13 protein-coding genes and 1 other annotated feature are annotated in these 13,315 nt (G+C 38.3%); all 13 genes read left to right on the top strand.

The window, feature by feature from the left end:
• The first annotated feature begins 32 nt into the window (after positions 1-32).
• Positions 33-108 (top strand) — a sequence feature (ribosomal protein L21 leader region).
• A 33-nt stretch (positions 109-141) separates the two neighbouring features.
• The 13 genes from rplU to SMA_RS06200 all read left to right on the top strand — a co-directional run bounded on the left by rplU (position 142) and on the right by SMA_RS06200 (position 13,309).
• A complete protein-coding gene (gene rplU, locus SMA_RS06260; protein WP_014294758.1) occupies positions 142-456 on the top strand; it encodes a 50S ribosomal protein L21 in 315 nt (104 codons plus the stop codon).
• A gap of 12 nt (positions 457-468) precedes the next feature.
• Positions 469-804: a ribosomal-processing cysteine protease Prp gene (locus tag SMA_RS06255; protein ID WP_014294757.1), complete on the top strand. Its 336-nt coding sequence runs from the start codon at positions 469-471 to the stop codon at positions 802-804.
• A gap of 21 nt (positions 805-825) precedes the next feature.
• Entirely contained in the window at positions 826-1,119 is a 294-nt protein-coding gene (gene rpmA / locus SMA_RS06250; protein ID WP_003065365.1) for a 50S ribosomal protein L27, read from the top strand.
• Positions 1,120-1,340: 221 nt separating this feature from the next.
• On the top strand, positions 1,341-2,258 hold the full coding sequence (locus tag SMA_RS06245; RefSeq protein WP_014294756.1) for a LysR family transcriptional regulator: 918 nt from the start codon (positions 1,341-1,343) through the stop codon (positions 2,256-2,258).
• Entirely contained in the window at positions 2,255-2,728 is a 474-nt protein-coding gene (gene lspA, locus SMA_RS06240) for a signal peptidase II (RefSeq protein WP_014294755.1), read from the top strand. Before SMA_RS06245 ends, lspA begins: the two co-directional genes overlap by 4 nt.
• Positions 2,712-3,608 (top strand): RluA family pseudouridine synthase, encoded by an 897-nt coding sequence (locus SMA_RS06235; RefSeq protein ID WP_014294754.1) that lies wholly within the window; start codon positions 2,712-2,714, stop codon positions 3,606-3,608. The genes lspA and SMA_RS06235 overlap by 17 nt, the downstream gene beginning before the upstream one ends.
• A gap of 254 nt (positions 3,609-3,862) precedes the next feature.
• On the top strand, positions 3,863-4,384 hold the full coding sequence (pyrR, locus tag SMA_RS06230) for a bifunctional pyr operon transcriptional regulator/uracil phosphoribosyltransferase PyrR (protein WP_014294753.1): 522 nt from the start codon (positions 3,863-3,865) through the stop codon (positions 4,382-4,384).
• Positions 4,385-4,415: 31 nt separating this feature from the next.
• On the top strand, positions 4,416-5,678 hold the full coding sequence (locus SMA_RS06225; protein WP_014294752.1) for a uracil-xanthine permease family protein: 1,263 nt from the start codon (positions 4,416-4,418) through the stop codon (positions 5,676-5,678).
• Between the two features lie 4 nt (positions 5,679-5,682).
• Positions 5,683-6,609 (top strand): aspartate carbamoyltransferase catalytic subunit, encoded by a 927-nt coding sequence (locus SMA_RS06220; RefSeq protein WP_014294751.1) that lies wholly within the window; start codon positions 5,683-5,685, stop codon positions 6,607-6,609.
• A gap of 79 nt (positions 6,610-6,688) precedes the next feature.
• The gene (locus tag SMA_RS06215) at positions 6,689-7,777 is read left to right on the top strand and encodes a carbamoyl phosphate synthase small subunit (RefSeq protein ID WP_014294750.1); all 1,089 of its coding nucleotides are present in this window, start codon (positions 6,689-6,691) and stop codon (positions 7,775-7,777) included.
• A 168-nt stretch (positions 7,778-7,945) separates the two neighbouring features.
• Positions 7,946-11,125, top strand: a complete 3,180-nt coding sequence (carB, locus tag SMA_RS06210; protein ID WP_014294749.1) for a carbamoyl-phosphate synthase large subunit — start codon at positions 7,946-7,948, stop codon at positions 11,123-11,125.
• 244 nt (positions 11,126-11,369) lie between these two features.
• Positions 11,370-12,599: an efflux RND transporter periplasmic adaptor subunit gene (locus SMA_RS06205; RefSeq protein WP_014294748.1), complete on the top strand. Its 1,230-nt coding sequence runs from the start codon at positions 11,370-11,372 to the stop codon at positions 12,597-12,599.
• Entirely contained in the window at positions 12,599-13,309 is a 711-nt protein-coding gene (locus tag SMA_RS06200; protein WP_014294747.1) for an ABC transporter ATP-binding protein, read from the top strand. The genes SMA_RS06205 and SMA_RS06200 overlap by 1 nt, the downstream gene beginning before the upstream one ends.
• Positions 13,310-13,315: the final 6 nt, after the last annotated feature.

Below are 13,315 nucleotides of genomic sequence, written 5' to 3'. Positions count from 1 at the left end.
TCATGTTAAAATATGAATGTTGACTAAATGCACATCCTGTGCAACCGCACGAAAATCGTTCGTAAGTAACTTTCGAAGTTCACGATTTAGGCGAGTCTTCACAAGCGGAAAATCCGCAACAAAATTTATAGGAGGTGCACGATGAGCACATATGCAATCATCAAAACTGGTGGAAAACAAGTTAAAGTTGAAGTAGGTCAAGCTATCTATATTGAAAAACTTGATGTTGAAGCTGGTTCAGAAGTAACATTTAACGAAGTTGTTCTTGTTGGTGGTGACAACACTGTTGTTGGTACACCAGTTGTTGAAGGAGCTACTGTTGTTGGTACTGTTGAAAAACAAGGTAAACAAAAGAAAGTTGTTACTTTCAAATACAAACCTAAAAAAGGTAGCCACCGTAAACAAGGTCACCGTCAACCTTACACAAAAGTTGTTATCAACGCTATCAACGCTTAATTTGGCATTATTATGATTCAAGCAATTTTTATTCGCCACAAGGATAACTTAGAAAGTGTTGAACTGACTGGTCACGCTGGTAGTGGTGAGTATGGCTTTGATATCGTATGTGCAGCTGTCTCAACTTTATCAATTAACTTGGTTAATTCATTAGAATCTTTGGCAGATTGCAACGCTGATTTAGCTATCAATGAGATTGATGGTGGTTATATGAAGATTGATATCTCTCATGTAACTAAAAAGACAGATGAGAAAGTTCAACTTTTATTTGAAAGCTTTCTTTTAGGAATGACAAATTTGGCAGAAAACTCTCAAGAGTTTGTGTCAGTTCAAGTCATTGCAAACTAATTTGAAAAGAGGACACAACATATGTTAAAAATGAATCTTGCTAACTTGCAACTTTTCGCCCACAAAAAAGGTGGAGGTTCTACATCAAATGGTCGTGATTCACAAGCTAAACGTCTAGGTGCTAAAGCAGCTGACGGACAAACTGTTTCAGGTGGATCAATCCTTTACCGTCAACGCGGTACTCACATTTACCCAGGTGTAAACGTAGGTCGCGGTGGTGACGATACACTCTTCGCTAAAGTTGAAGGTGTTGTACGTTTCGAACGTAAAGGTCGCGATAAAAAACAAGTTTCTGTTTACCCTATCGCAAAATAATAGCGTAAATAGATATTATTGAAAGCTTTGTCAATCTTGGCAGGGCTTTTTTATTTGCCTGACGACCTTGGAAGAGAGCCTTGCGTTATCAAATTTTGAAACTAGCCTAAAAGGCTATTGCAAGTTTGTTAACCATTTTGCAAAAAGAATTAGGAAAATAGGCAAGAGCCTAGTTTTTTTGTTATAATAAAGTTGATTGATTTTTAGAAAGAATGATTTAAATGAACATACAACAATTGCGTTATGTCGTGGCGATTGCCAATAGTGGTACATTTCGTGAGGCGGCTTCTAAACTTTTTGTAAGCCAACCCAGCTTATCAGTAGCAATTAGAGATTTGGAAGCTGAACTTGGCTTTCAAATCTTTACTCGAACAACAACTGGAGCGGTTTTGACAAGCCATGGGATGGCTTTTTATGAGAAAGCTCTTGAGGTTGTGAAAAGTTTTGATTCCTTTGAAAAACAATTTTCACAAGCAGCAATGGATTCAGAAGAATTTTCAATTGCCAGTCAGCACTATGATTTTTTGCCACCGTTAATTACTGCTTTTTCACAAGCTCACCCAGAACATAAAGATTTTCGTATTTTTGAATCAACGACGATTCAAATTTTAGATGAAATTGCTCAAGGCGATAGTGAGATAGGGATTATCTATTTAAATAATCAAAATCGTAAAGGTCTTTTGCAGCGTATGGAAAAGCTTGGTTTGGAATTTGTTGAGTTAATTCCATTTCAAACCCATATTTATCTTGCTAAAGAGCATCCTTTAGCGAAAAAAGATAGCTTGGTTATGGCTGATTTGTTAGGATTTCCGACTGTGCGATTTACCCAAGAAAAAGATGAGTACCTTTACTATTCTGAAAATTTTGTGGATACAACGGATAGTTCTTGTATCTTCAATGTTACTGACCGTGCTACTTTGAATGGTATTTTGGAAAGAACAGATGCCTATGCAACAGGCTCTGGTTTCTTAGATAGTCGTAGCGTAAACGGAATTACTGTCATTCCACTTGAAGATGATTTGGATAATAAAATGGTTTACATCAAACGCCGTGATAAGAATTTATCAGCTTGTGCGCTTAAATTTATCGCTGTTATGAAGGATTATTTTGCTAAATTCAGCCCAAAGGTGACTAAATGAAGATATTAAGAAAAGTTTATTTTCCGCTTGCTGCTGTGGTTTTGATTGTTTTAGACCAGTTAAGTAAGCTATGGATTGTTAATCACATCACTTTGGACACCATTCAAGAGTGTTTGCCAGGTATTTTTAGCTTAACTTACTTGCGTAATTATGGCGCTGCTTTTTCGATTTTACAAAATCAACAATGGTTATTTGCGGTTATTACGTTTGCGGTCGTTGGGGCTGCTTGCTATTATTTTGTTAAAAATATTAATGGTCAGTTTTGGTTTTTACTTGGTTTAATCCTCATTATCTCAGGTGGTTTAGGAAATTTTATTGACCGTGTGCGCCTTGGTTATGTTGTTGATATGATTCATTTAGATTTTATGAATTTTGCGGTGTTTAACATGGCGGATTCTTATTTAACAGTTGGGGTTGTGATACTATTCATTGCCCTTTGGAAAGAGGAGGAGAATGGAGTTAATCATTAAGGAAGCTGGTGTTCGTTTAGACAAGGCGCTAGCAGATTTGACAGAGTTGTCACGTAGCCAAGCTAACGATGAAATCAAAAAAGGAACAGTTTTGGTCAACGGCAAAGCTGTTAAAGCGAAATATTCTGTCAAAGTTGGTGATGTTGTCACTTACGAAGTGCCAAAAGAAGAAGTGTTAGAATATACAGCTGAAAATATTCCACTTGATATTATTTACGAAGATGATGACGTTGCTGTGGTCAATAAACTACAAGGAATGGTAGTTCATCCGTCAGTTGGTCATACGTCTGGAACATTAGTGAATGCCTTGATGTACCACATTAAAGATTTATCTTCGATTAACGGTGTGATTCGACCAGGAATTGTGCATCGTATTGATAAAGACACTTCAGGTTTGTTGATGATTGCTAAAAATGATAAGGCTCACAACGCACTTGCAGCAGAATTGAAAGATAAAAAATCACTTCGTAAATACGTTGCAATTGTTCATGGTAATATTCCAAATGACCGTGGTGTCATTGAAGCACCGATTGGACGTTCAGAAAAAGACCGTAAAAAACAAGCTGTAACAGCAAAAGGCAAACCCGCTGTAACTCACTTTAAGGTTTTGGAACGTTTTGGAAATTATACGTTGGTTGAGTTGACTTTGGAAACAGGGCGTACACACCAAATTCGTGTGCATATGGCGTATATTGGTCATCCTGTTGCTGGTGATCCGCTTTATGGACCACGTAAGACATTAAAAGGCGATGGTCAGTTTTTACATGCACAAACACTTGGTTTTACTCATCCAACAACAGGTGAAACATTGACTTTCACGGCAGAAGCGCCAGCTATTTTTAAAGAGACATTGGAAAATCTAAGAAATGGCAAAGCTTGATGATAAAGCAGAGTTTGGATAACCAAATTCTGCTTTTTTACTATAAAGTTGGTAAAAGATAATCGTAAATCTCTTGTCAAATAATCATAGTTTTGGTATCATATAGAGAGTAAATATTATCCTTTAATACTGTCCCGTGAGGCAGGCAAGGAGAGAACGGTAAAAGAAGTGTGCAACCGGCATAGTTGTACCTATATTTTGTGGAATCTCCTTGCTAACGAGGAGATTTTTTGTATATTAGAGAGGTTTGTTTTATGAAAACAAAAGAAATTATTGACGACGTAACAATGAAACGTGCAATTACACGTATCACTTATGAGATTATCGAGCGTAATAAAAATCTTGATAATATTATTCTCGCAGGAATTAAGACGCGCGGTGTTTTTATCGCTCGCCGAATTCAGGATCGCTTGAAACAATTGGAAGGAATCGATATTCCAATTGGAGAACTCGATACCAAACCTTTCCGTGATGATATGAAAGTCGAAGAAGATACAACTGATATGCCAGTTGATATTACTGGAAAAGATGTGATTTTGGTTGATGATGTTCTTTATACAGGACGTACAATCCGTGCAGCAATTGATAACTTGGTAAGTCTTGGACGTCCAGCGCGTGTCAGTCTTGCTGTACTTGTTGACCGTGGTCACCGTGAACTCCCAATTCGTGCTGATTATGTTGGCAAAAACATTCCAACAAGTGCTGTGGAAGAAGTTATTGTTGAAGTGATTGAAGTAGATGGAAAAGATCGCGTCAGCATTGTTGATCCGAGCTAAGCAGTTATAGAATTGAAGAGGAAGATAAAAAGTGGAAAACGTAAAATATGATGTGCAAGATATGCCTAAACCAGGGATGTTGTTTGGACTATCGTTCCAACATTTATTTGCCATGTTTGGCTCAACGGTTTTGGTTCCAATTCTAGTTGGTATTGACCCAGCAATCGCCCTTTTCTCAAGTGGTTTGGGAACATTGGCACATTTGACAGTAACCAAATATAAAATCCCAGCTTACATGGGGTCTAGTTTTGCTTACATTGCAACCATGCAAATGCTAATGAAAACCGATGGTATTGCGGCAGTAGCACAAGGGGCAATCGCAGGTGGTCTAGTTTACTTAATCGTTGCCTTGATTGTCAAATTTGCTGGAAATGCTTGGATTGATAAAGTTCTTCCGCCAATCGTGGTTGGTCCAATCATTATTGTTATCGGACTTAGTCTTGCAACAACAGCTGTTAATGACGTTATGTTGAAAAATGGCGAATATAATTTCACATACCTGTTGATTGGTATGGTAACGCTCCTTGCTGTTATTCTATTTAATATGTATGGCAAGAAAATTATTGGTGTTATCCCAATCCTTCTTGGTTTGATTGTTGGTTATATTTTCGCTTTGATTGTTGGCGCAGTAACAGGTCAAACAATTATTGACTTATCAGATGTTGCTAAATCAGCTTGGTTACAAGTTCCAAGTTTTGATATTCCTTTCGTGGATTATCACTTCAAACTTTATCCAAGCGCGATTTTGACAATGGCACCAATTGCTTTTGTTACTATGACTGAACATTTTGGTCACGTTATGGTGCTTAATAGTTTGACAGGACGTGACTTCTTTAAAGACCCGGGGCTTGACCGTACCCTTACAGGTGACGGTATTGCACAAATTATTGCTGGTTTCTTCGGTGCTCCACCAGTAACATCTTACGGTGAAAACATTGGTGTTATGGCACTTAATAAGATTTACTCAGTTTATGTTATTGCTGGGGCAGCTGTGATTGCAGTAGTGATGAGCTTTATCGGAAAAATTTCAGCATTGCTTTCTTCAATCCCTACGCCAGTTATCGGTGGAATTTCAATCGCTCTCTTTGGTGTTATCGCCTCAAGTGGTCTTAAAATCTTAGTTGAAAATAAAATTGATTTTGATAACAAGAAAAATCTTTTGATTGCAAGTGTCATATTGGTATCTGGTATTGGTGGCTTGACATTGCAAGTTGCTGGTTTACAAATTACAGGTGTCGCATTCTCAACACTTTTAGGTATCATTTTGCATCAAATTCTTCCAGAAAAGGATTAAGAAAATGGCAGTTACAGATGGCGTTGTTTCACTAAAACATTTAGTGACTATGGAAACATTATCAAACGAAGAAGTGCTTGGCTTGATTAGACGTGGTATGGCGTTTAAAACAAATAAAGCAGACTTTAGTTTAGATAGGCAGTATTTTGCAGCAAATCTTTTCTTTGAACCGTCAACGCGTACGCATAAGTCTTTTGAAGTTGCTGAAAGGAAACTTGGATTGGATGTCATTGAATTTGACGCTAAAACAAGTTCAGTGAACAAAGGTGAGACTTTGTATGATACTATTTTGACGATGAGTTCTTTGGGAATTGACATTTGCGTGATTCGCCATTCAATGGAAGATTACTACAAAGAATTAATTGATAGTCGAACAATTCAAACAGCAATTGTGAATGGTGGTGACGGTTCAGGTCAACATCCAAGCCAATGTCTGTTGGATTTAATGACGATTTATGAAGAGTTTGGTGGCTTTGAAAATCTGAAAGTAGCTATCGTTGGTGATATTACCCATTCACGTGTGGCAAAATCAAACATGCAAATTCTAAAACGTCTCGGAGCAGAATTATATTTTGCTGGTCCAGAACAATGGTATTCAAGTGAATTTGATGTTTATGGAAAATACGTTGCAATCGATGATATTGTTGATAAGCTGGATATCATGATGATGCTTCGTGTTCAACATGAACGTCATGACAGCGAACGTGGTTTTTCAAAAGAAACCTATCATAAGATATATGGTTTAACCGCTGAACGTTATGAAAAAATGAAAACTTCTGCGATTATCATGCACCCTGCACCAGTCAATCGTGATGTGGAAATTGCTGATCAATTGGTAGAAGCGCCTAAATCACGAATTGCAACACAAATGCAAAATGGTGTTTTTGTACGAATGGCAATTCTAGAAGCTGTGCTGAACGGCAAAGCTTAATTAATAACTTACTTTAAGTTTGAAGTGTCTGCTAATAAACGTTAAAGTGCTCCCGTGAGAGCAAACGAGAGGAATAAAAATGGCAAAAAGACTTTTAATTTTAGAAGATGGAACAATTTTTGAAGGAAAAGCTTTTGGAGCTGATCTTGATGTAACAGGTGAGATTGTTTTTAACACTGGTATGACAGGTTATCAAGAATCTATCACAGACCAATCTTATAATGGTCAAATCTTGACTTTTACTTACCCGTTGGTTGGTAATTACGGTATTAATCGAGATGACTATGAATCGATCACACCAACTTGTAAAGGTGTCGTCGTTTCTGAAAATGCACGTCGCGCAAACAATTGGCGTAATCAAATGACTTTGGACGAGTTTTTGAAAGTTAAAAATATTCCAGGAATTTCAGGAATTGATACACGTGCTTTGACAAAAATTATCCGTAAACACGGGACAATGAAAGCTACACTTGCTAGTGGTGGTGATTCTATCGAACATTTGCAAGTGCAATTACAAGCAACAGTTTTACCAACAAATAACATCGAACAAGTTTCAACAAAAATGGCTTACCCAGCACCAGGTGTTGGTAAAAATATCGTCTTGGTTGACTTTGGATTGAAACATTCTATCCTACGTGAATTTTCAAAACGTGATTGCAATGTGACCGTTGTTCCTTATAATATTACGGCTGAAGAAATTCTTCACTTGAATCCTGACGGCGTCATGTTATCAAATGGTCCAGGTAACCCAGAAAATGTTCCAGAAGCTCTTGACATGATTCGTGGTGTTCAAGGCAAAATTCCAATCTTCGGTATCTGTATGGGACATCAATTGTTCAGCTTGGCTAATGGTGCGACAACTTACAAAATGAAATTTGGTCACCGTGGATTTAACCACGCTGTTCGTGAAATTGCAACGGGACGTATTGATTTTACAAGTCAGAACCATGGTTATGCCGTTGACCGTGACACTCTTCCTGATTGTCTGATGGTGACGCATGAAGAAATCAACGATAAATCTGTTGAAGGTGTTCGTCACCGTGACTTCCCAGCCTTTTCAGTGCAATTCCACCCAGATGCTGCGCCAGGTCCACATGATGCAAGTTATCTTTTTGATGACTTCCTTGAATTGATTGACGCTTTTCAAGCTGAAAAAGTTCGTAATTAATATTTAAATCTAATCCGTGAGTTAGATAATATAGAAAGGAGAAGATACATCGTTCAGATTGGCTAATGAGCTGATTTGAACAAGCCATACAAGCTGCGCCAAAAGATAATCTTTAGAAATAGATGTTATCGTGGTTTTTATTACTTGTCTGGCTTTGTATCATAGATTATGCCAAAACGTACAGATATTAAAAAAATTATGGTGATTGGTTCTGGTCCGATTATTATTGGTCAGGCAGCTGAATTTGACTATGCAGGAACACAAGCTTGTCTTGCCCTTAAAGAAGAAGGGTACAGCGTCGTTCTTGTTAACTCAAACCCAGCGACAATCATGACAGATAAAGAAATCGCAGATCGGGTTTATATCGAACCATTGACACTTGAGTTTGTCACACGTATTATCCGCAAAGAACGTCCAGATGCGCTTCTTCCAACATTGGGAGGACAAACTGGTCTTAATATGGCAATGGAGTTGTCAAGAGCTGGAATCCTTGATGAACTTGGTGTTGAGTTACTAGGTACAAAGCTATCAGCGATTGATCAGGCTGAGGACCGTGACCTTTTCAAACAATTAATGGAAGATCTCAATCAACCAATTCCAGAATCTGAAATCGTCAATACCGTTGATGAAGCAGTTGCCTTTGCAGAATTAATTGGCTATCCAGTTATCGTACGTCCTGCCTTTACCCTCGGGGGTACAGGTGGCGGTATATGTGATAACGCAGAAGAACTTCGTGAAATCGCTGAAAATGGTTTGAAATTATCACCAGTAACGCAATGTTTGATTGAACGTTCTATTGCAGGATTCAAAGAAATCGAATACGAAGTTATGCGTGATGCTGCCGACAACGCCCTTGTGGTTTGTAATATGGAAAACTTCGACCCAGTTGGTATCCATACTGGGGATTCAATCGTATTTGCACCAACACAAACTCTTTCAGATATTGAAAACCAAATGTTGCGTGATGCAAGTTTGAGCATTATTCGTGCCCTTAAAATCGAAGGAGGATGTAACGTTCAGCTTGCTCTTGACCCAAATAGCTTCAAATATTATGTTATCGAAGTTAACCCACGTGTGTCACGTTCATCAGCCCTTGCCTCAAAAGCAACTGGTTACCCAATCGCGAAATTGGCTGCCAAAATTGCCGTTGGTTTAACTCTTGATGAAATGGTTAACCCAGTTACTGGAACAACATATGCTATGTTTGAACCAGCTCTTGACTATGTGGTTGCCAAAATTCCACGTTTCCCATTTGATAAATTTGAAAATGGTGAACGTCGTCTGGGAACACAAATGAAAGCGACTGGTGAAGTTATGGCTATCGGTCGTAATATCGAAGAATCACTTTTGAAAGCTTGTCGTTCACTCGAAATAGGTGTTTACCACAATGAAATGGTTGACTTGGCAGAAGTTTCAGACGACGAATTGGTTAATAAGATTGTTCGTGCGCAAGATGACCGTCTGTTCTACCTTTCTGAAGCCATCCGCCGTGGATACACTATCGAAGAACTATCTAAACTAACAAAAATCGACCTTTTCTTCCTTGATAAATTGCTCCACATCTTTGAACTGGAACAAGAGTTAGCAAGTCATGTCGGAGATGTTGCTGTTCTGAAAGAAGCTAAACGCAATGGTTTTGCTGACCGTAAAATTGCAGATCTTTGGAACATGACTGCCGATGATGTGCGTGCCATTCGTACTGAAAATAAAATCATTCCAGTTTATAAAATGGTTGACACGTGTGCAGCTGAGTTTGAATCAGCAACACCATATTTCTATTCAACATATGAATGGGAAAATGAATCAGTCAAATCTGATAAAGAATCTATCATCGTTCTTGGTTCAGGTCCAATTCGTATTGGGCAAGGGGTTGAATTTGACTATGCCACTGTTCACTCAGTTAAAGCCATTCAAGCAGCTGGATATGAAGCCATTATCATGAACTCAAATCCAGAAACGGTATCAACAGATTTCTCAATCTCTGATAAACTTTACTTCGAACCATTAACATTCGAAGATGTTATGAATGTTATCGAACTCGAACAACCAAAAGGTATTATTGTGCAATTCGGTGGTCAAACAGCTATCAATTTGGCAGAATCATTGTCAAAAGCTGGTGTTACTATCCTTGGTACACAAGTTGCTGACCTTGACCGTGCTGAAGACCGTGACCTCTTTGAGCAAGCTTTGAAAGAATTGGATATTCCGCAACCACCAGGACAAACTGCAACAAATGAAGAAGAGGCGGTTGAAGCTGCGCGTAAGATTGGCTTCCCAGTTCTTGTTCGTCCATCATACGTACTTGGCGGACGTGCTATGGAAATCGTAGAAAATGAAGAAGATCTTCGTTCTTACATGCGTACAGCTGTTAAAGCTAGTCCAGACCACCCAGTGCTTGTTGACTCATATATCGTTGGTCGTGAATGTGAAGTAGATGCGATTTCTGACGGTAAAGATGTGCTTATTCCAGGAATCATGGAACACATCGAACGTGCAGGGGTTCACTCAGGTGACTCAATGGCAGTTTACCCACCTCAAACATTATCTAAGAAAATCCAAGATACAATTGCTGATTACACAAAACGTTTGGCGATTGGATTGAACTGTTTTGGTATGATGAACATTCAATTTGTTATCAAAGATGAAACAGTTTACGTTATCGAAGTTAACCCTCGTGCTAGTCGTACGGTGCCATTCTTGTCTAAAGTGACTAACATTCCTATGGCACAAGTTGCAACGAAATTGATTCTTGGACAAACTCTTGCTGACCTTGGATATGAAGGTGGGCTTTACCCAGAATCTAATTATGTGCATGTGAAAGCACCAGTCTTCTCATTCACAAAATTAGCTAAGGTTGACAGTCTCCTCGGTCCTGAAATGAAATCAACTGGTGAAGTTATGGGGTCAGATCAAACACTTGAAAAAGCTCTTTACAAAGCCTTTGAAGCTTCATACTTCCATTTGCCATCATTTGGTAATGTTGTTTTCACAGTTTCTGATGATACAAAAGAAGAAGCGCTTGGTTTGGCGAAACGTTTTGCTAATATCGGATACAGTATTTTTGCTACACAAGGCACAGCCAAATATTTTGCTGAGAAAGGTTTGATGTCAACGATTGTCAATAAACTTGGCGAAGATGATGAGAACGATATTCCAGCCCTTGTTCGCACTGGAAAAGTTCAAGCTATCGTCAATACCGTTGGTACAAAACGTACGCTTGACAAAGATGGTGCAACAATTCGTAGCTCTGCTATTGAACACGGTATTCCTCTCTTTACCGCACTCGATACAGCAGATGCTATGATTCGTGTCCTTGAAAGTCGTGGATTTACAACACAAGCTATCTAATATATTCAAATTATAGAAATAAGAAGCTGAGCCAACGCTCAGTTTCTTTTGTTTAGCCATAAATTTTCACTATCAAAGAGTCTCAAAATTTCTACTTACAAAACTGTAAGGTTATTGAGAGCTGTTTTTCTTATAATAAATATGAAAGATGGTTTTTACATTTTATTCTTGACAGTAAAATGCCAAAAACGTATAATTGTCTTATCGCAACAATACAACTATACAAAAGAAAAAGAGGAAGATTATGCCTAGAAGAAGTAAAATGAAAATGTCTAAAAAGACTAAAGGGATTATTGGAGCTGCGGCAGCTTGTTTTGTCGTTGCAGGTGCAGCTCTGCTTTGGTGGCAACAAACCAAAACATCAGAATCAACCGTTGAAACAACCTACGATACCACAGCTGTAACAGAGGGTACCATTTCATCATCAACTTTGTTGACTGGTAAAGTTAAAGCTTTCCAAGAACAATACGTTTATTATGACAGCAGTAAAGGAACTGAAGCTAGACCAACGGTGTCAGTAGGTGACCAAATTACTACTGGTCAACAATTGGTTCAATACGACACTACAACAGCCCAAGCAGCTTATGACACAGCTGTTCGTAATTTAAATAAGGTTGGACGTCAGATTATTTACCTTAAAACTTATGGTAATCTACCAACAACATCGACAACGACTGATGAAGAAACTGGCGAAGAAACAACTGTTACAACACCACCAACAGCTCAAGAGAATGCACAATACAATCAACAATTGCAAGATTTAAATGATTCTTATGCAGATGCGCAAGCTGAGGTTAATAAAGCACAACAAGCTCTAAACGAAACCGTTATTGTGAGTGATGTGTCTGGTACAGTTGTTGAAGTCAATAATGACATTGACCCATCATCTAAAAATAGCCAAACGCTTGTCCATGTTGCGACAGAAGGTCAATTACAAATCAAAGGAACATTGACTGAGTATGATTTGGCTAATATCAAAACAGGACAAAATGTCAAAATCAAATCTAAAGTTTATCCAGACCAAGAATGGACTGGTACCATTTCATACGTTTCTAACTACCCAAATCGATCTGATGATTCAACTGGAACAGGCGGTTCAAGTTCCTCTTCAGGGTCAGCTTCTTATGATTACAAAGTTGATTTGACTGGTGATATTTCTAATCTTCAACAAGGATTCACAGTATCTGTAGAAGTTGTTAATGAAAATAAAAACAAACTTGTGCCAGTTGATGCAGTTGTCAATGAAGGTGATAAAAACTATGTTTGGGTTTACGATAAGGACAGTCAAAAAGCAAGTAAAGTTGAGGTAACACTTGGAAGCGCTGATGCCAAACAACAAGAAATCTTGAGTGGTTTAGAAGTTGGTCAAATCGTTATTTCTAACCCAGATGGCAGTTTGAAAGATGGTGAAAAAGTTTCCAATGTTACTTCTGATGATACAGCCACTACAGAAGAATCAGAGGTGAGCGAGTAGTGACAGAAGAAAGAAAAGTTTTAATTCAACTCAAAGATATTGTCAAGTCCTACCGTAATGGTGATCAGGAGTTGCAAGTTCTTAAAGGGATTGATTTGACAGTTTATGAAGGAGAGTTCCTAGCGATAATGGGACCTTCTGGTTCAGGGAAGTCAACTCTTATGAATATTATTGGTTTACTTGATAGACCAACTTCTGGCGATTACAGTTTAAATGGAACAAAAGTTGAAGATTTGAAAGAAAAAGAGTTGGCTAAAGTGAGAAACGAAGAAATCGGCTTTGTTTTTCAACAGTTCTTCCTACTTTCAAAATTAAATGCTTTGCAAAATGTTGAGCTTCCACTTATTTATGCTGGGGTCGGTGTTTCAAAACGCCACCAACTTGCTAAACAATTTTTAGACAAAGTTGAACTAGGTGAACGTATGAAGCACCTGCCTTCTGAATTATCTGGTGGACAAAAACAACGTGTTGCCATTGCGCGTGCTTTGGTCAATAATCCTTCGATTATTTTGGCGGATGAACCAACAGGTGCCCTTGATACGAAAACCAGTGAGCAGATTATGCAGCTATTGACAGAACTTAATCGTGAAGGTAAAACCATTGTCATGGTTACGCACGAGCCGGAAATTGCAGATTTTGCAACACGTAAAATTGTCATTCGTGATGGTGAAATCACAAGAGACACGACAGATAGTGTTAGGATTGACTAAGGAGGA

This window comes from Streptococcus macedonicus ACA-DC 198 (genome assembly GCA_000283635.1).
GTDB classification, from domain to species: Bacteria; Bacillota; Bacilli; order Lactobacillales; family Streptococcaceae; genus Streptococcus; species Streptococcus macedonicus.
The sequence above is the reverse complement of the archived record's forward strand: the minus strand, read 5'-3'. Positions and strand labels throughout refer to the sequence as shown.

Bases quoted from the DNA above. Each gene is read 5' to 3' on its own strand.
- rplU (WP_014294758.1), top strand. From the start codon at position 142: ATGAGCACATATGCAATCATCAAAACTGGTGGAAAACAAGTTAAAGTT.
- SMA_RS06255 (WP_014294757.1), top strand. From the start codon at position 469: ATGATTCAAGCAATTTTTATTCGCCACAAGGATAACTTAGAAAGTGTT.
- rpmA (WP_003065365.1), top strand. From the start codon at position 826: ATGTTAAAAATGAATCTTGCTAACTTGCAACTTTTCGCCCACAAAAAA.
- SMA_RS06245 (WP_014294756.1), top strand. From the start codon at position 1,341: ATGAACATACAACAATTGCGTTATGTCGTGGCGATTGCCAATAGTGGT.
- lspA (WP_014294755.1), top strand. From the start codon at position 2,255: ATGAAGATATTAAGAAAAGTTTATTTTCCGCTTGCTGCTGTGGTTTTG.
- SMA_RS06235 (WP_014294754.1), top strand. From the start codon at position 2,712: ATGGAGTTAATCATTAAGGAAGCTGGTGTTCGTTTAGACAAGGCGCTA.
- pyrR (WP_014294753.1), top strand. From the start codon at position 3,863: ATGAAAACAAAAGAAATTATTGACGACGTAACAATGAAACGTGCAATT.
- SMA_RS06220 (WP_014294751.1), top strand. From the start codon at position 5,683: ATGGCAGTTACAGATGGCGTTGTTTCACTAAAACATTTAGTGACTATG.
- SMA_RS06215 (WP_014294750.1), top strand. From the start codon at position 6,689: ATGGCAAAAAGACTTTTAATTTTAGAAGATGGAACAATTTTTGAAGGA.
- carB (WP_014294749.1), top strand. From the start codon at position 7,946: ATGCCAAAACGTACAGATATTAAAAAAATTATGGTGATTGGTTCTGGT.
- SMA_RS06205 (WP_014294748.1), top strand. From the start codon at position 11,370: ATGCCTAGAAGAAGTAAAATGAAAATGTCTAAAAAGACTAAAGGGATT.